This is a genomic window from Serratia sp. TSA_105.2 (genome assembly GCF_052692115.1).
In genome coordinates this window covers 348,150-373,601 of record NZ_JBQZFT010000004.1, presented here as the reverse complement: position 1 = coordinate 373,601, position 25,452 = coordinate 348,150, and the positions used below count along the sequence as shown (strand labels likewise).

The window sequence follows — 25,452 nt, the reverse complement described above, 5'->3', positions numbered from 1 at the left end:
TTACCTCTTCACAAATGCCTGAGCCTTGGTCAGACGCGTTTCATAATCAATTCGCAGCAACAGCACGATGGCCGTCGACATAATCAGCAAGCTCGAACCGCCGTAACTGATCAGCGGCAGCGTCAGACCTTTGGTCGGCAGCATGCCTGCGGCGGCGCCGACGTTAACCAGCGCCTGGAAGCTGAACCATACGCCGATCGCGCAGGCCAGGAAGCCGGAGAAGCGTTGGTCGATCTCCAGCGCGCGGCGCCCGATGGACATCGCGCGAAAAGCGACGAAGAATACCATTAACAGGGCTAAAACCACACCGATATAGCCCAGTTCTTCACCCAAAATGGAGAAGATGAAGTCGGTGTGTGCTTCCGGCAAATACTCCAGTTTCTGCACCGAGTTGCCGAGCCCCTGTCCCCAGAACTCGCCGCGGCCGAACGCCATCAGCGACTGGGTCAGCTGGTAGCCGCTGCCGAACGGATCGGCCCACGGGTTCCAGAACGACGTCACGCGGCGCATACGGTACGGTTCCGCGATAATCAGCAGCACCACGGCGAACACGCCGGAGCCGATGATCGCCAGGAACTGCCACATTTTCGCGCCGGCCAGGAACAGCATCGCCAGCGTGGTGATGAACAGCACCACCACAGTACCGAGGTCCGGCTGCGCCAGCAGCAGCACCGCCAGCACCACCATCACGCCCATCGGCTTGCAGAAGCCCCAGAAGTTGCTGCGCACCTCTTCCACCTTGCGCACCAGATAGCTCGCCAGGTAGCAGAACAGCGACAGCTTGGACAGCTCCGCCGGCTGAATACGCAGCGGGCCGAGCGCGATCCAGCGCGAGGCCCCGTTCACCGAGCTCCCCACCACCAGCACGATCAGCAGCATCACGATCGACATCAGCAGCATCACGTTGCTGTAGCGCTGCCAAATTTCCATCGGGACGCGCAGCGTCACCAGCGACAGGCCGAACGCCAGGCCGAGGTACAGCGCGTCACGTTTGGCGAACAGGAACGGATCGTCCGCCAGGCGTTGGCCGATCGGCATCGACGCCGAGGTCACCATCACGAAGCCGATGATCGCCAACCCGAAGGTCAGCCACAGCAGGGTGCGATCGTACAGCACCATGTTGACCGCGTCGTTGTCGCGCGCGCCGGTCACCCAGTCTTTCAACCGTTCTGTCAGCCCGAAGTTCGGCAAGCGTAGTTTCATCCGCCAAGCTCCTGCGCCAAGCGGGCGAACTCATCGCCGCGCACTTCAAAATTACGGAACTGATCGAGGCTGGCGCAGGCCGGCGACAGCAATACCATGTCGCCGGGCTGTACGCGGCCGGCGATGGTGCGCATCGCCTGCTCCATGGTCTCGGTCAGCGTCGCCACTTCCGGCCGCAGCTGCGCCAGCTGGGCGCCGTCGCGGCCAAAGCAATACAGACGCACGTTGTCGCCCTGCAGATAGCGCGCCAGCGGCGAGAAATCGGCGGATTTGCCGTCGCCGCCGAGCAGCAAATGCAGCGTACCGTCCACCTGCAGGCCGTTCAGCGCCGCTTCGGTGCTGCCGACGTTGGTGGCTTTGGAATCGTTGATCCAACGCACGCCGTTGTGCTCCCAGGCCAGCTGGAAGCGGTGCGCCAGGCCGGTGAAGGTGGTCAGCGCCTTCAGGCTGGACGCGCGCGGAATGTTGACCGCATCCGCCAACGCCAGCGCCGCCAGGGCGTTGGTGTAGTTGTGGCGGCCGGTCAGTTTCATCTCGCGCGTATTCAGCACCTTCTCGCCGCGCACCCGCAGCCAGGTTTCCCCCTGCTGACGGTTCAGGTGATAGTCGCCCACGTCGGCGCCGAAGCTAACGCAGCGCTCGTCGGCGCCGCGCACCGGCATGGTCAGCGCGTCGTCCGCGTTCACCACGCACACGGCGGCGTTTTCATACACGCGCAGCTTGGCGCCGCGATACTGCTGCAGGCCGAACGGATAGCGATCCATATGATCTTCGGTCACGTTCAGGATGGTCGCCGCTGCCGCCCGCAGGCTATACGTCGTTTCCAGCTGGAAGCTGGACAGCTCCAGCACGTAAAGCTGGCACTCCTGGCGTAGCAGGCTCAGCGCCGGCAGGCCGATATTGCCGCCCACGCCCACCGCCCAACCGGCGGCTTTCGCCATCTCGCCCACCAGGGTGGTGACAGTGCTTTTGCCGTTGGAGCCGGTGATCGCCACGATCGGCGCCTGCGCTTCACGGCAGAACAGTTCGACGTCGCCGACGATTTCCACGCCGGCGTCCGCCGCGGCGCTCAATGCCGGGGTCGCCAGCGCGACGCCCGGGCTGGCGACGATCAGATCCGCCGCCAACAGCCAATCCTGATTCAGATCGCCCAGATGGCGCTCCACGCTTTCAGGCAGTTTGTCCAACCCTGGCGGCGCGATACGGGTATCCATCACGCGCGGCGTTACGCCGCGCGCCATGAAGAAATCGACACAGGACAGGCCGGTGAGGCCCAATCCGATGATGACGACTTTTCTACCCTGATAGTCTGCCATGATTAACGCACCTTCAGCGTTGCCAGGCCAATCAGCACCAGCATCAGCGAAATGATCCAGAAGCGCACGATAACGCGCGGTTCCGGCCAGCCTTTCAATTCATAGTGGTGGTGAATCGGCGCCATGCGGAAAATGCGTTGCCCGCGCAGCTTGAACGATCCCACCTGCAGGATCACCGACAGCGTCTCTACCACGAACACGCCGCCCATGATCACCAACAAGAACTCCTGGCGCAGCAGCACCGCGATGGTGCCCAGCGCGCCACCCAGCGCCAACGACCCGACGTCACCCATAAACACCTGGGCCGGGTAGGTGTTGAACCACAGGAACCCGAGGCCGGCGCCGACGATAGCGGTACATACGATCACCAACTCACCGGCATGACGCAGATACGGAATATGCAGGTAGTTGGCGAAGTTCATGTTACCGGTCGCCCAGGCCACCAGCGCGAAGCCGGCCGCCACGAATACCGTCGGCATGATAGCCAGGCCGTCCAGACCGTCGGTCAGGTTGACCGCGTTGCTGGTGCCGACGATGACGAAATAGGCCAGCAGGATGTACAGCAGGCCCAGCTGCGGCATCACGTCCTTAAAGAACGGCACAACCAGCTCGGTGGCTGGCGTGTCTTTTCCTACGGCGTACATGGCGAATGCGACAATCAGCGCAATCACCGACTGCCAAAAATACTTCCAGCGGGCGATCAGCCCTTTGGTGTCCTTACGCACCACCTTGCGGTAGTCGTCGACGAAGCCGACGATGCCGTAACCCACCAGCACGAACAGCACGCACCAGACATACGGGTTGGACGGGTAGGCCCACATCAGCACCGAAATGGTGATGGAGGTCAGGATCATAATGCCGCCCATGGTCGGCGTGCCGCGCTTGCTGAAGTGCGACTCAGGGCCGTCGTTACGCACCACCTGGCCGAAGGACATTTCTTGCAGGCGCTTGATCACCCGCGGGCCCATCCACAGCGACAGGAATAGTGCGGTCAGCAGGCTGACAATGGCTCGGAACGTCAGATAAGAAAAGACGTTGAAGCCTGAGTAATACTTGACCAAATGCTCGGCCAGCCAAACTAACATGGTGCTTTCTCCTGTAACGCGCGTACTACCTGCTCCATTGCGGCACTACGTGAACCTTTGATTAACACGGTAATGACCGCATGTTCCGACAGTAATTCCGCCACGCGCGCGATCACTGCTGTCTTGTCCTGATAATGTTCGCCGTTGCCGGACGCTTCGCTCAGCACGCGGCTCAAACCGCCGACGCTGATCACCTTGTCGACGCCGGCCAGACGGGCGGCTTCGCCCACCTGACGGTGACACTCTTCCGCTTCCGCGCCCAGCTCGGCCATATCGCCGACCACCATCACGCGGTAGCCCGGCATCTCTGCCAGCACCTGCGCCGCCGCGGTCATCGACCCGACGTTGGCGTTATAGCTGTCGTCCAGCAGCAGCTTGCCTTCGGCCAGCGCCACCGGGAACAGACGCCCCGGCACCGCCTGCAGCTGTTTCAGCCCCTGACGCACCGCTTCGAGGGTGGCGCCCACCGACATCGCCAGCGCCGTCGCCGCCAGCGCATTGGCCACGTTGTGGCGCCCCGGCAGCGGCAGCGCGATCTCGGCGGTGCCGAACGGGCTGTGCAGCGTGAACTGCGTGCCTGCACCGTTCACCCGCACGTTATCCGCGAAGAAGTCCACGCCTTCGGCAGCCTGTGGCGAGAAGCGCCAGACGGTTTTGCCGCCCAGCATGCTCTGCCAGTGCGGCCAGTCGTTGTTATCGGCGTTGATGATCGCCACGCCGTCGGCCGGCAGGCCGGTAAAGATTTCACCTTTCGCCTGCGCGACGCCGGCCAGCGAGCCGAAGCCTTCCAGGTGCGCCGCCGCCAGGTTGTTCACCAAAGCGGTCTGCGGACGCGTCAATGCGGTGGTGTAAGCGATTTCGCCAATATGGTTAGCGCCCAGCTCTATCACGGCAAAATCATGCTGCGGCTCCAGACGTAACAGCGTCAGCGGCACGCCGATGTCGTTATTGAAGTTGCCGGCGGTATACAGCACTTCGCCGCATTCGCGCAGAATGGCGGCGGTCATTTCTTTCACCGATGTCTTGCCCGAGGAACCGGTCAGCGCCACCACGCGCGCCGGCACCTGCTGACGCACCCAGGCGCCAAGCTGCCCCAGCGCCCGACGGGTGTCTTGCACCACCAGCTGCGGCACGTCCACCAATAAGCGCTTACTGACCAGCAGCGCCCCGGCACCTGCGGCTACGGCATCCGCCACGAAGTCGTGAGCGTCGAAACGCTCGCCTTTCAGCGCCACAAACAGGCAACCGGCGGTCACCTTGCGGGTGTCTGTCGTCACCTCGACAATTTGGCAATCGGCGCCGATCGGTTCAGCGCTCAATACCTCAGCCAGTGTCTGAAGAGAGACAGGGATCATGCCAGCACCCCCAGCAGTCGGGCGACCGTCGTGCGGTCGGAGTAATCCAGGCGGCGGTTACCCACCAGCTGATAATCTTCGTGGCCTTTGCCTGCCACCAACACCACATCCAGTTCCTGCGCCTGCATGATGGCGCTGGTTACCGCTTCGGCGCGGCCGTGGATCACCAGCGCCTGCCCGGCGTCCAGCAATCCGGTCAGGATGTCGTTGATAATTGCGCGCGGCTCTTCGGTACGCGGGTTGTCATCGGTGATCACCACGCGATCGGCGAACTGCTCGGCGATGCCGCCCATCAGTGGACGTTTGCCCTTGTCGCGATCGCCGCCGCAGCCGAACACGCACCACAGCTGCCCCTGACAGTGCAGGCGCGCGGCTTCCAGCGCTTTCTCCAGCGCATCCGGCGTGTGGGCGTAATCCACCACCACCGTCGGTTTGCCCGGCGCGTTGAACACTTCCATGCGGCCGCAGACCGGCTGCAGGCGGCTGCCGGTTTCCACCAGCGCCGCCAGCGGATAGCCCAGCGACAGCAGCGTCGCCAAGGCCAACAGCAGATTGCTGACGTTGAACGCGCCCATCAGGCGGCTTTCGATCTCGCCGTCGCCCCAGCTGGAGCTGAAACGAAGGGTAGCGCCGTTGTCGTGATAATCGACCGCCGTGGTTTTCAGCCAGCGGCCGTGGCAGCCCGGCTGCAGGTTGCCCTGCATCGTCACCGCCACCGCATCCGGCAACTTGCTCAGCCAGCGCTGACCGACTTCATCGTCGGCATTGATGATTGCCTGCCCCACGCTGTGGGCGGCGAACAGCGACCATTTGGCCGCCTCGTAATTGGCCATGTCACCGTGGTAATCCAGGTGATCGCGGCTCAGGTTGGTGAAGACCGCCGCGGCGAACGGCAGCGCCGCCACCCGGTGTTGCACCAGACCGTGGGAAGAGACTTCCATGGCGGCGAAGGTCGCGCCCTGTTCCGCCAAATCGTTTAATACGTGTTGAACATCCACCGCAGAACCGGTGGTATTCTCGGTCGGACACACCTGGCCCAGCAGGCCGTTGCCGACGGTCCCCATCACTGCGCTGGTTTCGCCCAGCAGTTGGCTCCACTGCGCCAGCAGTTGGGTGGTGGTGGTTTTGCCGTTGGTGCCGGTCACGCCGACCAGACGCAGACGCTCGCCCGGCTGGTGGTAAAAACGCCCGGCCAGCGCGGAAAGGCGCTGGTTCAGTTGGCTCAGGTAGATCACCGGCACGCCGTGCATTTCAACGATGGCGCCGTCTTCGGCCTGACCGTCAGCTTCGGCGATCACGGCGGCGACGCCCTGCGCGATGGCCTGCGGAATATAGCGGCGTCCATCCGTTTGATGGCCGACAACGGCGACAAACAGATCCCCGGCAGCCGCCACACGGCTGTCTAATGTCATTTCCCGCAGCGCGCGCCCGGGTGCCGTCGGCACCCACGGGGCGAGTAAGTCGCGCAAATTACGATCTGCCACCTGAACCCTCTTTCTTGTTAATCACTAATTCGCTTTTGTCACCGGTAGGCAACGCGTCAGGCTCGACGTTCATGGTGCGCAATACGCCGCCCATGATGGCACCGAACACCGGCGCGGAGATTGCGCCACCATAGTATTTCCCACCCTGCGGGTCGTTGATGACGACCACCAGGGCAAAACGGGGGTTACTTGCCGGCGCGACGCCGGCGGTATAAGCGATGTATCGGTTGACGTATTTGCCGTCCGGGCCCACTTTTTTCGCGGTACCGGTTTTGATGGCGATACGGTATCCCTTGATGGCGGCTTTCACGCCGCCGCCGCCCGGCAAGGCCACGCTTTCCATCATGTGCACCACGGTGCGCACCAGAGGTTCAGGGAAAACGCGCTCGCCGGCGACCGGAGGGTCAACCTTGGTGATCGACAATGGGCGATACACGCCCAGGCTGCCGATCGTTGCATAGACTCGCGCCAACTGTAACGGAGTTACCATCAGCCCGTAGCCGAAAGAGAAGGTGGCCCTCTCTATGTCAGACCACCGTTGTTTTTTTGGGTATATGCCACTGCTTTCTCCGACCAGCCCCAAATTGGTCGCTTTTCCCAGCCCAAAACGAGAGTAAGTATCTACTAACGCTGAGGACGGCATCGCTAACGCCAGCTTTGAAACACCGACGTTACTCGACTTCTGCAAGATCCCGGTCAATGACAGCTCCGAATACCGCGCCACGTCTTTGATCTCGTGGCCCTGAATGCGGTACGGGATGGTGTTCAGCACGCTGTTTTCTCTCACCACGCCGTTTTGCAGCGCGGTCATCACCACCATCGGCTTCACGGTTGAACCGGGTTCAAAAATATCGGTGATGGCACGGTTACGCATGGTCTCTTTCGGCGTACCGGCCATGTTGTTCGGGTTGTAAGACGGGCTGTTGGCCATCGCCAGCACTTCGCCGGTATTCACGTCGATCAGCACCGCAGTGCCCGACTCGGCCTTGTTGAACGCCACCGCGTTGTTCAGCTCGCGATACACCAGCGCCTGCAGGCGTTCATCGACGCTCAGCACCAAGTTGTGCGCCGCCTGGCTGTCGACGGAGGAGATATCTTCGATCACCCGGCCGAAACGGTCCTTACGCACCGTTCTCTCGCCCGGTTGCCCGGTCAGCCAGCGGTCGAAGCTCTTCTCGACGCCTTCAATGCCTTGTCCGTCGATGTTGGTCACGCCGATGATGTGCGACGTCACCTGCCCCGCCGGGTAGTACCGGCGCGACTCCTGCCGCAGGTAGATCCCCGGCAGCTTGAGTTTGTGGATGTAGTCGCCGATCGCCGGGTTAACCTGGCGCGCCAGATAAACGAAGCGCCCTTTCGGGTTGGCGTTGATGCGATTGGAGAGTTGGTCCAGCGGGATGTTCAGCGCATCAGAAAGCGCTTTCCAACGGCTGTCCAGCGTGATACCGCCGCGCTCGTTCAGCTCTTTCGGATCCGCCCACACCGCATTGACCGGCACGCTGACCGCCAACGGACGGCCGGCGCGATCGCTGATCATGCCGCGCGCGGTCGGCACTTCCTGCACGCGCAGCGAACGCATGTCGCCTTCTTTCACCAGACGATCGGGGTTGATGACCTGCAGGTACGCGACGCGCAGCATCAGGCCAACCATCGCCAGCAAAATGCAGCCGCACAGCAACGCAAAACGCCAGCTGACAAAGCTGGCCTGATCTTCCTGGCGTCTCAACTTACCGGGGCGCGCTGCTTTCATGCGTTTCCTTTCTACTCCGTGTCATTATTCCGGTTAAACCATTCATTGTTTAACGATGATATTTTCCTGCGATGGATCAACGTGTTGCATCTGCAGTTTTTCTGTCGCGATACGTTCAACCCGGCTGTGATCGCCGAGGGCGTTCTCTTCTAAAATCAGGTTGCGCCACTCGATATCCAGCGCATCGCGCTCCAGAACCAGCTGTTCGCGCTCGGCGGTCAGCAGGCGGGTGCGGTGCGCGGTGGTCACCACGAAAATCGCGGAGACCAGTGACGCAATCAGTAAAATCAGGGGGATCTTGGCGTTGCGCAGCAGGTCGCCGCCAATAACCCCGACCAGGCCGTGGCGTTCGTTGCCGATCACGCGGGCATCCTCTCAGCAATACGCAGCACCGAGCTGCGCGCACGCGGGTTGTCCGCCACTTCCGCTTCCGAAGGCATCATTTTGCCCAGCGCTTTCAGCGTTCGCCCGCCCATGCTGCGCAGTTGCTCTTCGGTCAACGGAATGCCCGCCGGCACCTGGGCGCCGCGGCTGTGGTGACGCATAAAGCGTTTGACGATGCGGTCTTCCAGCGAGTGGAAGCTGATGATCGACAAACGGCCCTGTGGGGCCAGCACTTCCAGCGCGCCGTCGAGCGCACGCTCGATCTCTTCCAGCTCGCTGTTGATATAGATGCGGATCGCCTGGAAGCTGCGCGTCGCCGGATGCTTGTGCTTTTCACGGAACGGGCTGGCATCGGCAATCAGATCCGCCAACTCTTTGGTGCGCGTCATCGGCTCCACGCGGTTTCTTTCCACGATGGCGCGTGCGATGCGCTTGGCGAAACGCTCTTCGCCAAAGGTTTTCAGCACCCAGGCGATGTCGTCCGCTTCGGCCTTCATCAGCCACTCTGCGGCGGACAGGCCGGTGGACGGATCCATGCGCATGTCCAGCGGACCGTCGCGCATAAAGGAGAACCCGCGCTCTGCGTCGTCAAGCTGCGGCGAGGAAACGCCCAGATCGAGCAGAACGCCGTCGATCTTGCCCACCAGTTCGCGTTCCCGCACGTAGTGCGACAACTCGGAGAATGGGCCGTGTACGATGGTAAAACGAGGATCTTCAATAGATTTGGCGGCTGCAATCGCCTGAGGGTCACGGTCAATCGCCAGCAAGCGCCCTTCCGGCCCCAGCTGGGACAGAATCAGACGAGAATGGCCACCGCGACCAAAAGTACCGTCGATATATATGCCGTTGCTGCGGATGTTGAGGCCGTTGACGGCTTCGTCCAGCAGGACGGTGGTGTGTTTATAGTTTTCCAACATGCTTATAGCGACAAGTCCTGTAGCCGCTCAGACAACGGTTCCTGAGTCGACTGTTCAGCGTCAATATCATCCTTGACTTGTTGATACCAGGTCTGTTCATCCCACAGTTCAAACTTGTTGAACTGACCGACCAGCATCACTTCTTTCGTGAGTCCGGCGTGCTGCCGCAGCGTATTGGCTAACAGCAAACGACCGGCACTATCCATCTGACACTCACTGGCATGCCCCAGCAGCAGGCGCTGAACGCGGCGCTCGGCGGGATTCATGCTCGACAGACGTGATAATTTTTGTTCAATAATTTCCCATTCGGGCAAAGGATAAAGCAGCAGGCAGGGCTGATGGAGGTCAATGGTACAGACCATTTGGCCTTGCGATTCCTCGTTGAGCAATTCCCGATATCGGGTAGGTACGGCGAGCCGCCCTTTGCTGTCGAGGTTGACCATCGTCGCTCCACGGAACATTCCTGAGCTACCCCTTAGTGACCGTTTTCACCACTTTACCCCACAAATTCCCACACAATGGAGTTTACGGAGGGTATGAAAACCTTGTCAAGCCAGAGCGCCAGCGCTTTGGCAATATTTCTCTGGTCATTTTGGGAGCTGACTCGCGAAAGAAACTCTGATTATTCGACGATTAAAAATTAACACCATGATAAACGGAGAGAATTTTCTAAGCGGAAAGAATCTGATTAAAAACCTGACGAACTGGCGATTAATTAACTCATTACTTCCTTCTGCAAGCCATGTCTCATTTTTCAGCTCGGCAATCTCAGGGCTGTAACCGCTGCCGCCCCGCGCCCGCCAAGGCTCAGCGCCTGACGAATCGACCGCAGAATAAGGCCATAACCCCTTGAGTTAATAACGCTCAATCGTTATTCACCGTGAAACTGCGCGCTATTTTACTTCAATTTGTACCGCCATGATGAGAGCACGGCGAAAATAAATGACTCGGATATTACGAGCAGAAGTAATTTCGATTTAAATCAATTTGGTAAGATTATTCCCAAAATACCTGTTTACAATTATGGTTTCATTTTCTTACACCTTTATTTCCACAATTTTTGCCGGAAAAAATCCCCATTCGACGCCAAAAATCGCAACCATATGTTTTTAATGGATTTATTTTAAATTGCCGACTTTAATCTCTCTACCCTCTCCTCTCCCCCGGTTCTGCGGGACAAAAACCGAACAAATGTTAAAAATAAAAATATAAATCTAGTTAAAAAACACAATGCAGATTAGTACACTATATAAAAAGCAAAAAAGTAGTTTTAACAACCAGCAATTAATAACTTAACGGAATTTTAACCAAAGGGGATAACACATGCTTTCGCCCGCCGCTCACTGGCGTAGCGCCGCTGCCGATACGTTCGCACTGGTGGTGTACTGCTTTATCGCCGGCATGGCGATAGAAGTGTTGATCTCCGGCATGAGCTTCCAGCAATCCCTCTCTTCGCGCCTGCTGTCGATCCCGGTCAACATCCTGATCGCCTGGCCTTACGGCCGCTATCGCGATCTGTTTATCCGCACGGCGCGCCGCTGCCCGCGCGGCCAGTTCCTGCTGCGCAACCTCGCCGATCTGCTGGCCTACGTCAGCTTTCAGTCGCCGGTTTATGCCGCCATTCTGTGGAGCGTAGGCGCCGACGGCCCACAAATGCTGGCGGCGGTCACCAGCAATGCGCTGGTCTCCATGGCGATGGGCGTGGTGTATGGCTATTTCCTGGAATATTGCCGGCGGCTGTTCCGGGTGGCGGGCTACGTCTAAACCAGGAGCCCGACATAGCGAGCTCCTGTAGAGCGGACTATTTGCGGCTCAGGCTGCCGCGGCGGAACAGATTGCGGCGGATACGCGTCAAACCCGGTTTAGGTTTACGCGGTTCGTCCAGGCTGGCCAACACCAGCTCCAGCACGCGTTCGGCCACGTCACGATGGCGCTGCGCCACCGCGAGCACCGGGCACTCGAGGAAATCCAACAGTTCATGGTCGCCGAAGGTGGCAATCGCCAGATCGGTCGGCAAACGGCCACGTTGCTTCAGCGTCACGTCCATCACGCCCTGCAACAGCGAGAACGAGGTGGTAAACAACGCCTGCGGCATCGGATGTGTTTTCAGCCATTCGGCAAACAGCGCGCCGGCGGCTTCACGTTCATAGCTGTTGGCGTACAGGTAATCGACGTGGCGGGGATCCTCTTGCCAGGCCTGACGGAAACCCTGCTCGCGCAGGAAGCTCACCGAAAGCTCCGGCAAGGCGCCCAGATACAGCACCGATTCCGCCGGGAAGGTGCGCAGCTCCTGCGCCAAAGCAAAGGCATCTTCCTGATCGGCCCCGACGACGCTGATGAAATGCTCGCGATCCAGCGCGCGGTCTAGCGCGATGATCGGCAGCGGATCGTTGGCCCAGCGTTGATAGAAGGGATGCTCCGGCGGCAAGGCGGTGGAGACGATGATGGCGTCCACCTGGCGCTGCAGCAGGTGCTCGATACAGCGCATTTCGTTGTCCGGCTGATCTTCGGAACAGGCGATCAGCAATTGGTAACCACGCTGGCGCGCCTGGCGTTCCAGGTAGTTGGCGATGCGGGTATAGCTGGTATTTTCCAGATCCGGGATCACCAGACCGATAGAACGGGTACGCCCGGCGCGCAGCCCCGCCGCGACGGCATTCGGGTGATAGTTATGCTCCCTAACCACGGCCATCACTTTCTCGACGGTTTTATCGCTGACACGATACTGCTTCGCCTTGCCGTTGATGACATAACTGGCCGTCGTGCGCGAAACGCCCGCGAGACGCGCGATTTCATCCAGTTTCACATGAACCCCTTAATGACGCTGAAAATAGAAGTGAAGGCTGTGCTCGGATTAACCATGACATCCCGTGCGGTTATTCAATCCAGCCTCTGCGATCTAACAGCAGAAAACACTGCCTAGCAACCGCTTTTGCCGAAAGGTGCCAGCAATCGGGCAAAAAATACCGAAAAACAAAGGGCGCAGCCACGCCGCGCCCCCGATTATTCACCGCCAGACCACGCTCAGCGCATGATTTTGTCGCCGCGCGACACGCCAACCACGCCGGAACGGGCCACTTCCACAATCTCCGCCACTTCACGCACCGCGCTGAGGAAGGCGTCGAGCTTGTCGCTGGTACCGGCCATCTGTACCGTGTACAGCGTCGCCGTCACATCGACGATCTGGCCGCGGAAAATATCGGCGCAGCGCTTCACCTCTTCACGGCCGTAGCCGCTGGCCTGCAGCTTCACCAGCATAATCTCGCGCTCGACGTGGGCGCCCTGCACCAGCTCGCTGACGCGCAGCACGTCCACCAGCTTGTGCAGCTGTTTCTCAATCTGCTCCAGCACTTTCTCGTCGCCGACGGTCTGGATAGTCATGCGCGACAGCGTCGGATCGTCGGTCGGCGCCACCGTCAGGCTCTCGATGTTATAACCGCGCTGGGAGAACAGCCCGATCACGCGCGACAAGGCGCCGGATTCGTTTTCCAGCAAGACAGATAAAATACGGCGCATGATCAGGTCCTCTCCGTTTTGCTAAGCCACATTTCGTCCATGCTTCCGCCGCGGATCTGCATCGGGTAAACATGTTCGGTTTCATCGACGGTCACGTCGACGAACACCAGCCGCTCTTTTTCCGCCAGCGCCTGCGCCAGCTTTCTCTCCAGTTCATCCGGCGTGCGGATGGCGATGCCGACATGGCCGTAAGCCTCGGCCAGCTTGACGAAGTCCGGCAGCGAATCCATGTAGGACTGCGAGTGACGGCCGGAATAAATCATATCCTGCCACTGCTTCACCATGCCCAGATAGCGGTTGTTGAGGTTCACCACCACCACCGGCAGGTTATATTGCAGCGCGGTGGACAGCTCCTGAATGTTCATTTGAATGCTGCCGTCGCCGGTCACGCACACCACGGTTTCCTCCGGCAGCGCCAGCTTGACGCCCAATGCCGCCGGCAAACCGAAGCCCATGGTGCCGAGGCCGCCGGAGTTGATCCAGCGGCGCGGTTTATCAAACGGATAATAGAGCGCGGCGAACATCTGGTGCTGGCCCACGTCCGAGGTGACATAGGCGTCGCCTTTGGTCAAGCGGTACAGGGTTTCGATCACCGCCTGCGGTTTGATGGTGCCGCTGTGCTTGTCGTAACCCAGGCAGTCGCGGGCACGCCACTGCTCGATAGACTGCCACCAGTCACGCAGCGCGTCGTGATCCTGCGCTTTCTCGCCCTGAGCCAACAGCTCCAGCATCTGAACCAACACCTGCCTGGCATCGCCGACGATCGGAATATCGGCGTCCACCGTTTTGGAGATCGAGGTCGGATCGATATCGATGTGCAGCACGGTGGCATCCGGGCAGTATTTAGCGAGGTTATTGGTGGTGCGATCGTCGAAGCGCACGCCGACGGCGAAGATCACGTCAGCATGGTGCATGGTTTTATTGGCTTCATAGGTGCCGTGCATACCGAGCATGCCGACGCTCTGGCGATGGGTCCCGGGGAAAGCGCCCAATCCCATCAGGCTGCTGGTCACCGGCAGGTTCAGCTGTTCCGCCAACGCCAACAGTTCGGCTTCGCAACCGGCGTTGCTCGCGCCGCCGCCGACGTACATCACCGGCTTTTTGGCCGCCAGAATGGTTTGCAACGCGCGTTTGATCTGCCCGCGGTGGCCCTGCACCGTCGGGTTGTAAGAACGCATGCTCACGTCTTGCGGGTAGGCATAAGGCATCCGCACCGCCGGGCCGACGATATCTTTCGGCAGATCGATCACCACCGGGCCGGGCCGGCCGCTGGAAGCCAGGTAGAACGCCTTCTTCAGCACCGCCGGGATGTCTTCGGTACGTTTTACCAGGAAGCTGTGCTTCACCACCGGGCGCGAAATCCCCACCATATCGCACTCCTGGAAAGCGTCGTAGCCGATCAGCGAGCTGGGCACCTGCCCCGACAGCACCACCATCGGGATCGAGTCCATGTAGGCAGTGGCGATGCCGGTAATGGCGTTGGTGGCGCCGGGGCCGGAGGTCACCAGCACCACGCCCACTTCACCGGTGGCGCGTGCGTAGCCGTCGGCCATGTGCACCGCGCCCTGCTCGTGGCGCACCAGAATATGATCGATCCCTCCAACCGTATGCAGGGCATCGTAGATATCGAGCACCGCCCCGCCGGGGTAGCCGAATACATGCTTAACGCCCTGATCGATCAACGATCGGACGACCATCTCGGCTCCTGACAACATCTCCATGGGTTTGCCTCCAGGCTTGCTTATTCTTGTCTGGCGCCGGAACGTAGCGCCTGCTGCGGGGCAATGCCCCAAAGTTTTTATGGGTTGTCGCTATCGAATTAACATAACGTCAGAATATGGGGCAGGCAAACGGCAAAATGGCTTAACGGTAGCGGGGTTATTGCCAAGCGGCTGGAGATCGCGGCTTTATAAAAACAATGCGCTAGCCTCGGGGTTGTCAGGCTAGGCATTGTTTCGAACAGGGGGGAAATTACAGAACTAAATCAGGTGAAGGATATGCCGCTTTTTTGGCCGGGCACATGGCCCGGCGGCGGCGTCAGGCCTGTTCCTGGTACATCGAGTCGATTTCACGCTGATAGCGCTGCAGGATCACTTTACGGCGCAGCTTCAGCGTTGGCGTCAACTCCCCCAGCTCCATCGAAAAGGCCGCCGGCAGCAGCGTGAACTTCTTCACCTGTTCGAAGCGCGCCAGCTCCTTTTGCATCTCGCGCAGGCGCTTTTCGAACATCTCGAGAATTTCGCCGTTGCGCAGCAGTTCCAGGCGATCCTGGTATTTCAGGTTCACTGACTTCGCGTACTCTTCCAGCGACTCAAAGCACGGCACGATCAGCGCGGAAACGAATTTACGCGCATCGGCGATGATCGCCACCTGCTCGATAAAGCGATCCTGCGCCAGCGTGCCTTCCAGCATCTGCGGCGCGATATATTTGCCGCCGGAGGTTTTCATCAAATCCTTCAGGCGTTCGGTGATGAACAGGTTGCCCTCTTCATCGATCGCCCCGGCGTCGCCGGTTTTCAGCCAGCCGTCCTCGGTAAAGGTCGCGGCGGTTTCCAAAGGTTTGTTGAAATAGCCGCGCATCACGATCGGCCCGCGCACCTGGATTTCATTTTCCTCGCCAATGCGCACCTCGACCTCCGGCAGCGGTTTGCCGATAGATCCGAAGCGGAAATGCCCCTCTTCCCAGCAGGAGACGGTCGCACAGGTTTCGGTCATGCCGTAACCGTACTTGATGTTGACGCCCATCGCCTGGAAAAACAGGATCACATTGTCGTCCAGCTTGGCGCCCGCCGCCGGCAAAAAGCGCACCCGGCCGCCGAGGATACCGCGCAGCTTGCTCAACACCAGCTTATCGGCCCAGCGGTGGGTGAAGTCGAACACTTTACCCAACGGCTTGCCGGCGCGCTCCTGCAGGAATTTGCGCTCGCCGCAGACGATCGCCCAGTGGAACAACGCACGGCGCAGCCAAGGCGCGCGCGCCACTTTTTCGTGCACCGCGCTGAAAATCTTCTCGTAGAAACGCGGCACCGCACACATCAGCGTCGGGCGGACCTGCCCCATCGCTTCCCGCACCCAGTCGGTGTTCGGCAGGAAAACGTTCTGCGCGCCGGAATGCATCACAAAGAAGCTCCAGGCCCGCTCAAAAACGTGCGACAGCGGCAGGAAGCTGAGCGACACATCTGCTTCGCCGACCGTCAGTCTTTCATCATGCAGGTAGAGCTGCGCCGCCAGGTTGCGGTAGTCCAGCATCACCCCTTTCGGCTCGCCGGTGGTGCCCGAGGTATAGATCAGGGTGAAAAGATCCTGCAGGTCGCACTCTTCAATACGCTGCTGGCGTTGAGCGGCAAAAGCCGCCGGATCGGCAGTGCGCTCGAAGGCGCTCAGATGCTGTGCGATCTCGCAGCCGCGCAGATCGGCATCCTCGTCGAAGACGATAATATGGCGCAGCTGCGGGCAGACGCCGCGCAGCGCGATGGCGGCGTCAAGCTGCGCCTGCTCGCCGACGAACAGTATACGGATGTCGGCGTCGTTGGTGACGAACGCCGCCTGTGCCGGCGTATTGGTGGAATAGAGCGGAACACTGATGCCGCGCAGGTGAAGGATAGCGAGATCGGTCAACGCCCAGGCCATCGTGTTATTGGCGAAAATACCGATGCGTTCTTGCACTTCGACGCCCAGCCCCAGCAACCCGGCGGCAATGCGGTCAATACGAGTGGCGGCCTCTCCCCAGGTCAGCTGCAACTCGCCGTTGGGTGACCATTGGCGAAAAGCTGTGCGATCGGCTCGGTGGATGATTTGATGCTGTATACGATGGATCAAATGGTATTGCAGCAGATTAGTGATCATAGTGCTCTAAGCCTGAAATGAATCAAACAGTTAAGCCGGAACGACGCCTTACGGCCCTCATCTCAGCTTACACGTGTTTACTTTTTTCTGCGCAGTCTACCTAGTCTCAGGCAGGGGGAAAAGCGATTTCAGCGTAGAAGTGTGAGCCAAAACTCAGTCCGGCTTCCGCACTTTCATTGGTTGGACAAAACGGGGAGGAAAAGGTTTGCTGATGGCAATAAAACGCGGCCCGTTCGGGCCGCCGCATCGAGTTAGTTTAAAATACCAGCCGGAAAGTAAAAATCAGAATATTAATTTATATTAATTATTTTTGCTGAACGAACAAACCCACTCTGAAAATAAGTTATTTTATCGCCGTAAAACCAAGAAACATCTTAATAAAAACACAGATAGTTCTTAGTTTTTATCATGAGAAAAAAACGCTCAGTTGAATATTATCTTTATGTGGCTTCCATTTTTTATCGCTTTACTTTGGGTTGCCTGCCTCAATCAGGACGGATTTCATCCACTGGTGGCCTTTATCCCGCTCGGAGGATTCATGCCAAGAAAGATAACAGGTGGCTTTATTATCATTGCTACATAAAGGAACCGCCTTTATTTTCAATGCCTCCGTCTGCTGTCGCACCAACCAAGCGGGCGCAATCGCCACCATTTCCGTTTGCGACACCATATTCAACACGCTGTAGAGATCCGTGCACTGTTGCGTCACGACGCGCAGCATCGGCTCCTCTAAATAAAAAGGTTTACTGAACGATCCAAAACTCTCCAGGGAAACCGCAGCGTGCTGCTCGGCCAGCATGTGCTCCGGCGTCACCTCCTCGCCTATTCTCGGATGCGCCTGCGCAACCGCCAGCACTAATTCGTCGTCGAACATCGCCAGGCTGCGAAACTCCGCCGATTCGAAACGGCTGTAGCCGATGACAAACTCGACGTCCTGATAACGCAATTGATGCTCAATATTATTGTTGATGTACGACTTTATTTGCAGGTTAAGCTGCGGCGCGATCTGTTTGACGTGATTGATTATCCCGGCGCCCAGACGCAAATCGAGCGGGCTGCACAGCGACAGGGAGAACGCTCGCGTGCTGGTCAGCGGTTCGAACTCGGCGCCCGGCAACTCATTTTGCACCAGCTGCAGCGCTTGCCGCACCGGCCCAAAAAGCTGCCTGGCCCGCATGGTGGGCTGGATCCCGCGCCCGCAGCGCACGAACAGCTCATCGTTGAACATCACCTTCAGGCGCGCCACCGCGTTGCTCACCGCCGGCTGCGACATCCCTAACGAATTAGCGGCTCGCGTAATATTTTGCATTTGCATCACGGCGTCAAACACCGTAAGCAAATTAAGATCGACGCTGCGCAAATGAATGTCCGCCGGCTCTTTGACCATGGCGATTTCTGAATCATATTCAGCCATATTTCACTCCACTAAATCCTGTGTAAATAATCTAATCCTTATGCTCGACAAACAATGAAACGCCGCATTGTCTTATCTTTGCACGACAAATCCTGCCATTACCGTCATCAACCGATAAAAAACCTCGTGTTATCGACACGATATAAGTCGTATATGGAATACATGTCAGCAGCTTCCCCCGTCAACGAGAAGAATGCCACCTGGGTAGTACTAATAATTAGGTATCAACAATGATTAATACAATTAAACAACGTAGCCGCACTGTATGAGACAAACTATAAAAACACATCATAAGCAATCAAACCATCTAAAAACACCGCTCACTTTGTGTAAAAACGCATTATTTTGTTATATTATGACTAAAACAATCAATTGTTCATATGGATTCAATTTAAATCATTTGCATTAAAAATGTTATTTTATTACTCCCCGTGATTAATCCCTCTTATTTTTTCATCACAAATCTTAACGCAACGAAATCCAGAAGCAATTAGCGCAGTCTATATTCGATTCGTTTATGCTAAGCAGCACGCAAACTGGCCCCGTTTTTTCTCTAGAGCGTCGCTTTTTTGCCGCATGATCCTCTGTTCGGCCGATGAGCCGATGCATTGTCCCCGCATTCAATCAGGTGTTGACATCGCCAGGGCAATCACGTATCAAATTAGGCAGACACCCCATTTAAGAGAAGCTGAACCCTTATGATCCGTAATCACCGTCTACTAGGCCTACTACTTAACGCATCTTGTTTGCGCGGTATGCCTGTGGACGAAGTTCGGAGCTGACTCAGCCGATCACCCATAAGAAACCCGCGCTACTGCGCGGGTTTTTTTTTGCCCGCTTAGCGTGAAATCAACACGATAAGGAATGCACCGATGAGCCAACAAGTCATTATTTTCGATACCACGCTGCGTGATGGCGAACAGGCATTGCAGGCCAGCCTGAGCGTAAAAGAGAAGATTCAGATTGCGCTGGCGCTGGAGAGAATGGGCGTCGACGTGATGGAGGTCGGCTTCCCGGTCTCTTCGCCGGGCGACTTCGAGTCGGTGCAAACCATCGCGCGTCAGATCAAGAACAGCCGCGTCTGCGGCCTGGCCCGCTGCGTGGATAAAGACATCGACGTGGCCGCCGAAGCGCTGCGCGTCGCCGAAGCGTTCCGCATCCACGTATTCCTGGCCACCTCGACCCTGCACATTGAATCGAAGCTGAAACGCTCGTTCGACGAAGTGTTGGAGATGGCAGTGCGCTCGGTCAAACGCGCCCGCAACTACACCGACGACGTAGAGTTCTCCTGTGAAGACGCCGGCCGCACGCCGATCGACAATCTGTGCCGCGTGGTTGAAGCCGCCATCAACGCCGGCGCCACCACCATCAATATTCCGGACACCGTCGGTTACACCACGCCGAACCAGTTCGGTGGCATCATCACCACCTTGTATGACCGCGTGCCGAACATCGACAAAGCCATCATCTCCGTGCACTGCCACGACGATTTGGGCATGGCGGTCGGCAACTCCATCGCCGCGGTCCAGGCCGGCGCCCGTCAGGTGGAAGGCACCCTGAACGGCATCGGTGAGCGCGCCGGCAACTGTTCGCTGGAAGAGGTGATCATGGCGATTAAGGTGCGCCAGGACATCATGAACGTGCACACCAACATCAATCATCAGGAAATCTTCCGTACCAGCCAGATCGTCAGCCAGCTGTGCAACATGCCGATCCCGGCCAACAAGGCGATCGTCGGCTCCAACGCCTTCGCCCACTCCTCCGGCATTCACCAGGACGGCGTGCTGAAGAACCGCGAAAACTACGAAATCATGACCCCGCAGTCGATCGGCCTGAAAGACGTGCAGTTGAATCTGACCTCCCGCTCCGGCCGCGCGGCGGTGAAACACCGCATGGAAGAGATGGGCTACCAGGAGCAGGACTACAACCTGGATACCCTGTACGCCGCCTTCCTGAAGCTGGCCGACAAAAAAGGCCAGGTGTTCGACTATGACCTGGAGGCGCTGGCCTTCATTAACAAACAGCAGGAAGAGCCGGAGCACTTCAGCCTGGGCTACTTCAGCGTGCAGTCCGGCAGCAGCATCATGGCCACCGCTTCGGTGAAACTGATCTGCGGCGGCGAAGAGAAAGCCGAGGCCGCCACCGGCAATGGCCCGGTCGATGCGGTTTATCAGGCAATCAATCGCATCACCGACTACCCGATCGAGCTGGTGAAGTACCAACTGACCGCCAAGGGCCATGGCCGCGACGCGCTGGGCCAGGTGGATATCGTGGTCTCATACAACGGCCGCCGCTTCCACGGCGTGGGTCTGGCGACCGACATTGTCGAATCCTCCGCCAAGGCGATGGTGCACGTGTTGAACAATATTTGGCGCTCACAGCAGGTAGAAAAAGAAAAGCAGCGCCTGCAGCAAAACAAACATCAAAATAATCAGGAAACGGTGTGAACATGACGAAGACTTATCACATTGCCGTCTTGCCCGGAGACGGCATCGGCCCGGAAGTAATGGCTCAGGCGCGCAAAGTGTTGGACGCGGTGCGTCAACGCTTTGACATTCGCATCACCACCGCCGAATACGACGTCGGCGGCATCGCCATCGATCGCCACGGCAGCCCGCTGCCGCCGGCGACCGTCGCCGGCTGCGAGCAGGCCGACGCCATCCTGTTCGGTTCGGTAGGCGGCCCGAAATGGGAACACCTGCCGCCGGCCGAGCAGCCGGAACGCGGCGCGCTGTTGCCGCTGCGCAAGCACTTCAAGCTGTTCAGCAACCTGCGCCCGGCACGCCTGTATCAAGGGCTGGAGGCATTCTGCCCGCTGCGCGCCGACATCGCCGCCCGCGGCTTCGACATTCTGTGCGTGCGCGAACTGACCGGCGGCATCTACTTCGGCCAGCCGAAGGGCCGCGAAGGCCAGGGCATGCAGGAGCGCGCTTTCGATACCGAGGTGTATCACCGTTTCGAGATTGAACGCATCGCGCGCATCGCCTTCGAATCCGCACGCAAGCGCCGCCACAAGGTGACGTCGATCGACAAGGCCAACGTGCTGCAAAGCTCCATCCTGTGGCGTGAAGTGGTCAATCAGGTCGCCAAGGATTACCCGGACGTGTCGCTGTCGCACATGTATATCGACAACGCCACCATGCAGCTGATCAAGGATCCGTCCCAGTTCGACGTGCTGTTGTGTTCCAACCTGTTCGGCGACATCCTGTCCGACGAGTGCGCAATGATCACCGGCTCGATGGGCATGTTGCCGTCCGCCAGCCTGAACGAGCAAGGCTTCGGCCTGTACGAACCGGCGGGCGGTTCCGCGCCGGATATTGCAGGCAAAGGTATCGCCAACCCGATTGCGCAGATCCTGTCCGCCACCCTGCTGCTGCGTTACAGCCTGGGCGCCGATGAAGCGGCCGACGCCGTGGAGCGCGCCATCAACCAGGCGTTGGAACAGGGCTACCGCACCGCCGATCTGGCCGGTGACGGTAAAGCCGTCAGCACCGATGAAATGGGCGACATCATCGCTCGCTTTGTAGCTCAGGGGGCATAACATGGCCAAAACCTTATACCAGAAGCTGTACGACGCCCACGTGGTGCACGAAGCGCCGAACGAAACGCCGTTGCTGTATATCGACCGTCACCTGGTGCACGAAGTCACTTCGCCGCAGGCGTTCGACGGCCTGCGCGCCATGGGCCGCAAGGTGCGCCAGCCCGGCAAAACCTTCGCCACCATGGATCACAACGTGTCGACCCAGACCAAAGACATCAACGCCAGCGGCGAAATGGCGCGCATCCAGATGCAGGAGCTGATCAAGAACTGCGCGGAATTCGGCGTTTCGCTGTATGACCTGAACCACCCGTTCCAGGGCATCGTACACGTGATCGGGCCTGAGCAAGGCATGACGCTGCCGGGCATGACCATCGTCTGCGGCGACTCGCACACCGCTACCCACGGCGCTTTCGGCTCGCTGGCGTTCGGCATCGGCACCTCCGAGGTGGAACACGTGCTGGCGACCCAGACCCTGAAGCAGGGCCGCGCCAAGACCATGAAGATTGAAGTCACCGGCGACGCCGCCGAGGGCATTACCGCCAAAGACATCGTGCTGGCGGTGATCGGCAAAACCGGCAGCGCCGGCGGCACCGGCCACGTGGTAGAGTTCTGCGGCAAGGCGATCGAAGCGTTGAGCATGGAAGGCCGCATGACCCTGTGCAACATGGCGATCGAAATGGGCGCCAAGGCCGGGTTGGTCGCGCCGGACGACACCACCTTCGCCTACCTGAAAGGGCGCCAGTTCGCGCCAACCGGCGAAAATTGGGAGCAGGCGGTCGCCTATTGGCGCACGCTGAAGTCCGATGCCGACGCCCAATTCGATACCGTGGTGACGCTGCACGCCGAAGAGATCGCGCCGCAGGTCACCTGGGGCACCAACCCCGGCCAGGTGATCGCCGTTAATCAGGCGATCCCGGCGCCGGAATCGTTCAGCGATCCGGTCGAGCGCGCCTCTGCGGAAAAAGCCTTGGCCTACATGGATTTGAAGCCGGGCATCAAGTTGACCGACGTGCCGATCGATAAAGTGTTCATCGGCTCCTGCACCAACTCACGCATCGAAGATCTGCGCGCGGCGGCGGCGATCGCCAAGGGGCGCAAGGTCGCCAGCGGCGTGCAGGCCATCGTGGTGCCGGGATCCGGCCCAGTGAAGGCCCAGGCGGAAGCCGAAGGATTGGACAAAATCTTTATCGAAGCCGGTTTCGAATGGCGTTTACCGGGCTGCTCGATGTGTCTGGCGATGAACAACGACCGTCTGAATCCGGGCGAGCGCTGCGCGTCCACCAGCAACCGTAACTTCGAAGGGCGTCAGGGCCGCGGTGGGCGCACCCACCTGGTCAGCCCGGCGATGGCCGCAGCGGCCGCCGTCGCCGGTCACTTCGCCGACATCCGTGATATTCACTAAGGGGCTAACGTGGCTAAATTTACTCAACATACCGGCTTAGTGGTGCCTTTGGATGCGGCCAACGTCGATACCGACGCCATTATTCCCAAACAGTTTTTACAGAAGGTCACCCGCACCGGCTTCGGCCAGCACCTGTTCAACGACTGGCGCTTCCTCGACGACGCCGGCCAGCAGCCGAACCCGGAATTCGTGCTGAACAAACCGCGCTATAAAGGCGCCAGCATCCTGTTGGCGCGCGAGAACTTCGGCTGCGGCTCCTCGCGCGAACACGCGCCCTGGGCGCTGACCGATTACGGGTTCAAAGTGGTGATCGCGCCGAGCTTCGCCGATATCTTCTACGGCAACTCGTTCAATAACCAGCTGTTGCCGGTGACGCTGAGCGAGCAGCAGGTGGATGAGCTGTTCAAGCTGGTGGACGCCAACGAGGGGACGGAGTTCGTGGTGGATCTGGAGAACCAGACGGTCAACGCCGGCGGAAAAAGCTATCCGTTCGAAATCGACAGCTTCCGCCGCCACTGCATGATCAACGGGCTGGACAGCATCGGCCTGACGCTGCAGCACGAAGCGGACATCTCCCGCTACGAAGCGCAGCAGCCGGCGTTTCTGAATTAATCCCCTTCACCCGCCGCCCGGCGGGTGAATTTTTTCATCACCAGTAGCCCAACAGTTTCCACCACGCCCCGCCGATCAGGATCCAGATCAACAGGTTAACCACACTCATCACCCATCCCGCTTTCCACCATTCCCCCAGCGTCACGTAGCCGGAGCCGAAGATGATCGGCGCGGTGCCGGTACCGTAATGCGTCAACGACATCATCAGCGAGGAAGAGAACGCCAGGATCAGGCCCAGCAGCGCCGGTGGCGCGCCGAGCGCAATGCCTGCGGCGAAGAAGGCAGCGAACATCGCCGTCACGTGCGCGGTGGTGCTGGCGAAGAAATAGTGCGAATACAAATAGATGAGGGTCAGCAAGATCGTGCCGCCCACCCAGCTCATGCCCATATGGTCGATGCCGCTGCCCACGGTTTGCGACAGCCAGCCGATCAGCCCCAGCTTGCCGAGGAAGCTGGCCATCATCACCAGCGCCGAGAACCACACCACGGTGTCCCACGCGCCTTTATGCTTGAGCACATCCTCCCAGCTCAGCACGCCGGTGGCCAGCAGCACCGCCAGGCCGATCAGCGCCGCGGTGGTGGGATTGACCGCCAGCGCCGGGCCGAAGATCATCGCCGGAATGCCGGCCCATAACGCCAGCAACAGCGCGAACACCCCGAGGGTGATTTTCTCCGGCAGCGTTATCGGTCCCAGCGCCTGCAGTTTGTCGCGCGCGAAACGCGGCGCGTCCGGAGTACTTTTTACCTCCGGCGGATACAGCAGGTAGATGACCAGCGGCATCACGATCAGCGAGCACAGCCCCGGCACCAGGGCGGCAATCGCCCACATCGACCAGGACAGCTCGAAGCTGCCGTGGGTGCCTTTGGCGATCAGGCTGACGATCAGCGGGTTAGGCGCGGTGGCGGTGATAAACATCGCTGAGGTAACCGGGTTGATGTTGTAGTTTACCAACGACAGGTAGCGGCCGATTTTGCCGGAGGTATTGAGCTCGGGTTTAGAGCCGAAGCTGTCGGCGATCGACTTCATGATCGGGTGAATGATGCCGCCGCCGCGCGCGGTGTTGCTCGGCGTCACCGGCGCCAGCGTGGTTTCCGCCAGCGTCAGCGCATAGGCGATGCCCAACGTTTTCTTGCCGAACAGCGAAATAAAGTAGTAGCCGATGCGCGCGCCCAGCCCGGTTTTGTTCAGGCTGAGGGAGATCATGATCGAAAAGCCGATCAGCCAGATCAGCGGGTTGGAAAAGCCGCTGAGCGCATCGTCCAGCGCGGCGCCCGGCTTACCGGGGTTGGTGACGCCGGTCACCGCCACCAGAGCGATGGCGATCACCGAAACCGCGCCGATCGGCATCGCTTTGCCAATGATGGCGATGATGGTGCCGATAAACAGCGCCAGCAGTTGCCAGGCGTTGGGCGCAACGCCCTCCGGCACGGGAATGAGGAACCAGATGATCAGCGTGGCGGCAAGGGCGCACAGGGAAGGAAGCGGTTTGAGCGGTGTGAGTTTATCCATAACGTTCCCACTGTTCTAAACGACAAAGCGGCATCTCAATAGCGAGACGGGCGTGAACGCAACGATCGCGCTCCATATGCCTTCAGCTTGGGCGTCCGCTTCTGCCTTCTCAATGAC

The 25,452-nt window shown here is 59.3% G+C and carries 20 protein-coding genes; 5 read left to right on the top strand and 15 right to left on the bottom strand.

Annotation, left to right across the window (positions count from 1 at the left end):
• Genes ftsW through mraZ form a run of 9 tightly spaced genes read right to left on the bottom strand, consistent with a single transcriptional unit; the run spans window position 1 to window position 9,955 of the window.
• The gene (gene ftsW / locus ACUTSC_RS15930; RefSeq protein WP_038873480.1) at window positions 1–1,203 is read right to left on the bottom strand and encodes a cell division protein FtsW; all 1,203 of its coding nucleotides are present in this window, start codon (window positions 1,201–1,203) and stop codon (window positions 1–3) included.
• Window positions 1,200–2,519 (bottom strand): UDP-N-acetylmuramoyl-L-alanine--D-glutamate ligase, encoded by a 1,320-nt coding sequence (gene murD, locus ACUTSC_RS15925; RefSeq protein WP_025301569.1) that lies wholly within the window; start codon window positions 2,517–2,519, stop codon window positions 1,200–1,202. The genes ftsW and murD overlap by 4 nt, the downstream gene beginning before the upstream one ends.
• A gap of 2 nt (window positions 2,520–2,521) precedes the next feature.
• Entirely contained in the window at window positions 2,522–3,604 is a 1,083-nt protein-coding gene (gene mraY / locus ACUTSC_RS15920) for a phospho-N-acetylmuramoyl-pentapeptide-transferase (RefSeq protein ID WP_004932782.1), read from the bottom strand.
• Entirely contained in the window at window positions 3,598–4,959 is a 1,362-nt protein-coding gene (gene murF / locus ACUTSC_RS15915) for a UDP-N-acetylmuramoyl-tripeptide--D-alanyl-D-alanine ligase (RefSeq protein WP_197766981.1), read from the bottom strand. The genes mraY and murF overlap by 7 nt, the downstream gene beginning before the upstream one ends.
• Window positions 4,956–6,443 (bottom strand): UDP-N-acetylmuramoyl-L-alanyl-D-glutamate--2,6-diaminopimelate ligase, encoded by a 1,488-nt coding sequence (gene murE, locus ACUTSC_RS15910; RefSeq protein WP_445653434.1) that lies wholly within the window; start codon window positions 6,441–6,443, stop codon window positions 4,956–4,958. Before murE ends, murF begins: the two co-directional genes overlap by 4 nt.
• On the bottom strand, window positions 6,430–8,193 hold the full coding sequence (locus ACUTSC_RS15905) for a peptidoglycan glycosyltransferase FtsI (protein ID WP_004932790.1): 1,764 nt from the start codon (window positions 8,191–8,193) through the stop codon (window positions 6,430–6,432). Before ACUTSC_RS15905 ends, murE begins: the two co-directional genes overlap by 14 nt.
• Before the next feature lie 42 nt (window positions 8,194–8,235).
• Complete coding sequence (ftsL, locus tag ACUTSC_RS15900; RefSeq protein WP_015376645.1) at window positions 8,236–8,556, bottom strand: cell division protein FtsL; 321 nt, start codon at window positions 8,554–8,556, stop codon at window positions 8,236–8,238.
• Window positions 8,553–9,494: a 16S rRNA (cytosine(1402)-N(4))-methyltransferase RsmH gene (rsmH, locus tag ACUTSC_RS15895; RefSeq protein WP_049200285.1), complete on the bottom strand. Its 942-nt coding sequence runs from the start codon at window positions 9,492–9,494 to the stop codon at window positions 8,553–8,555. Before rsmH ends, ftsL begins: the two co-directional genes overlap by 4 nt.
• 2 nt (window positions 9,495–9,496) lie before the next feature.
• Window positions 9,497–9,955 carry a division/cell wall cluster transcriptional repressor MraZ gene (gene mraZ, locus ACUTSC_RS15890; protein WP_025159638.1) on the bottom strand — a complete coding sequence of 153 codons (459 nt, stop codon included), beginning with the start codon at window positions 9,953–9,955 and terminating at the stop codon, window positions 9,497–9,499.
• A gap of 862 nt (window positions 9,956–10,817) precedes the next feature.
• Between mraZ and ACUTSC_RS15885 the strand changes: the two genes are divergently transcribed.
• Window positions 10,818–11,258, top strand: coding sequence for an L-alanine exporter AlaE (locus ACUTSC_RS15885; RefSeq protein WP_077038650.1), 441 nt, complete (start codon window positions 10,818–10,820; stop codon window positions 11,256–11,258).
• A 37-nt stretch (window positions 11,259–11,295) separates the two neighbouring features.
• On the opposite strand, the gene cra is transcribed toward ACUTSC_RS15885, so the two are convergent.
• From cra to leuO, 5 genes are all read right to left on the bottom strand, one after another.
• The gene (gene cra / locus ACUTSC_RS15880; RefSeq protein WP_004932801.1) at window positions 11,296–12,300 is read right to left on the bottom strand and encodes a catabolite repressor/activator; all 1,005 of its coding nucleotides are present in this window, start codon (window positions 12,298–12,300) and stop codon (window positions 11,296–11,298) included.
• A 218-nt stretch (window positions 12,301–12,518) separates the two neighbouring features.
• Window positions 12,519–13,010, bottom strand: a complete 492-nt coding sequence (gene ilvN / locus ACUTSC_RS15875; protein ID WP_197766983.1) for an acetolactate synthase small subunit — start codon at window positions 13,008–13,010, stop codon at window positions 12,519–12,521.
• A 2-nt stretch (window positions 13,011–13,012) separates the two neighbouring features.
• Window positions 13,013–14,731, bottom strand: coding sequence for an acetolactate synthase 3 large subunit (gene ilvI, locus ACUTSC_RS15870; RefSeq protein WP_197766984.1), 1,719 nt, complete (start codon window positions 14,729–14,731; stop codon window positions 13,013–13,015).
• Between the two features lie 316 nt (window positions 14,732–15,047).
• Window positions 15,048–16,856, bottom strand: coding sequence for an AMP-binding protein (locus ACUTSC_RS15865; RefSeq protein WP_197766985.1), 1,809 nt, complete (start codon window positions 16,854–16,856; stop codon window positions 15,048–15,050).
• Window positions 16,857–17,322: 466 nt separating this feature from the next.
• On the bottom strand, window positions 17,323–18,270 hold the full coding sequence (gene leuO / locus ACUTSC_RS15860; RefSeq protein WP_197766986.1) for a transcriptional regulator LeuO: 948 nt from the start codon (window positions 18,268–18,270) through the stop codon (window positions 17,323–17,325).
• An 872-nt stretch (window positions 18,271–19,142) separates the two neighbouring features.
• Between leuO and leuA the strand changes: the two genes are divergently transcribed.
• Genes leuA through leuD form a run of 4 tightly spaced genes read left to right on the top strand, consistent with a single transcriptional unit; the run spans window position 19,143 to window position 23,825 of the window.
• Window positions 19,143–20,717, top strand: a complete 1,575-nt coding sequence (gene leuA / locus ACUTSC_RS15855) for a 2-isopropylmalate synthase (protein WP_004932820.1) — start codon at window positions 19,143–19,145, stop codon at window positions 20,715–20,717.
• A gap of 2 nt (window positions 20,718–20,719) precedes the next feature.
• A complete protein-coding gene (gene leuB, locus ACUTSC_RS15850) occupies window positions 20,720–21,811 on the top strand; it encodes a 3-isopropylmalate dehydrogenase (protein ID WP_033649192.1) in 1,092 nt (363 codons plus the stop codon).
• Between the two features lies 1 nt (window position 21,812).
• Window positions 21,813–23,213, top strand: a complete 1,401-nt coding sequence (leuC, locus tag ACUTSC_RS15845) for a 3-isopropylmalate dehydratase large subunit (protein WP_048232639.1) — start codon at window positions 21,813–21,815, stop codon at window positions 23,211–23,213.
• A 9-nt stretch (window positions 23,214–23,222) separates the two neighbouring features.
• The gene (gene leuD, locus ACUTSC_RS15840; RefSeq protein WP_025159634.1) at window positions 23,223–23,825 is read left to right on the top strand and encodes a 3-isopropylmalate dehydratase small subunit; all 603 of its coding nucleotides are present in this window, start codon (window positions 23,223–23,225) and stop codon (window positions 23,823–23,825) included.
• Window positions 23,826–23,862: 37 nt separating this feature from the next.
• Here the strand turns inward: leuD and ACUTSC_RS15835 are convergent, their stop codons facing one another.
• Window positions 23,863–25,335, bottom strand: coding sequence for a DASS family sodium-coupled anion symporter (locus ACUTSC_RS15835; protein WP_197766987.1), 1,473 nt, complete (start codon window positions 25,333–25,335; stop codon window positions 23,863–23,865).
• Between the last annotated feature and the right edge of the window lie 117 nt (window positions 25,336–25,452).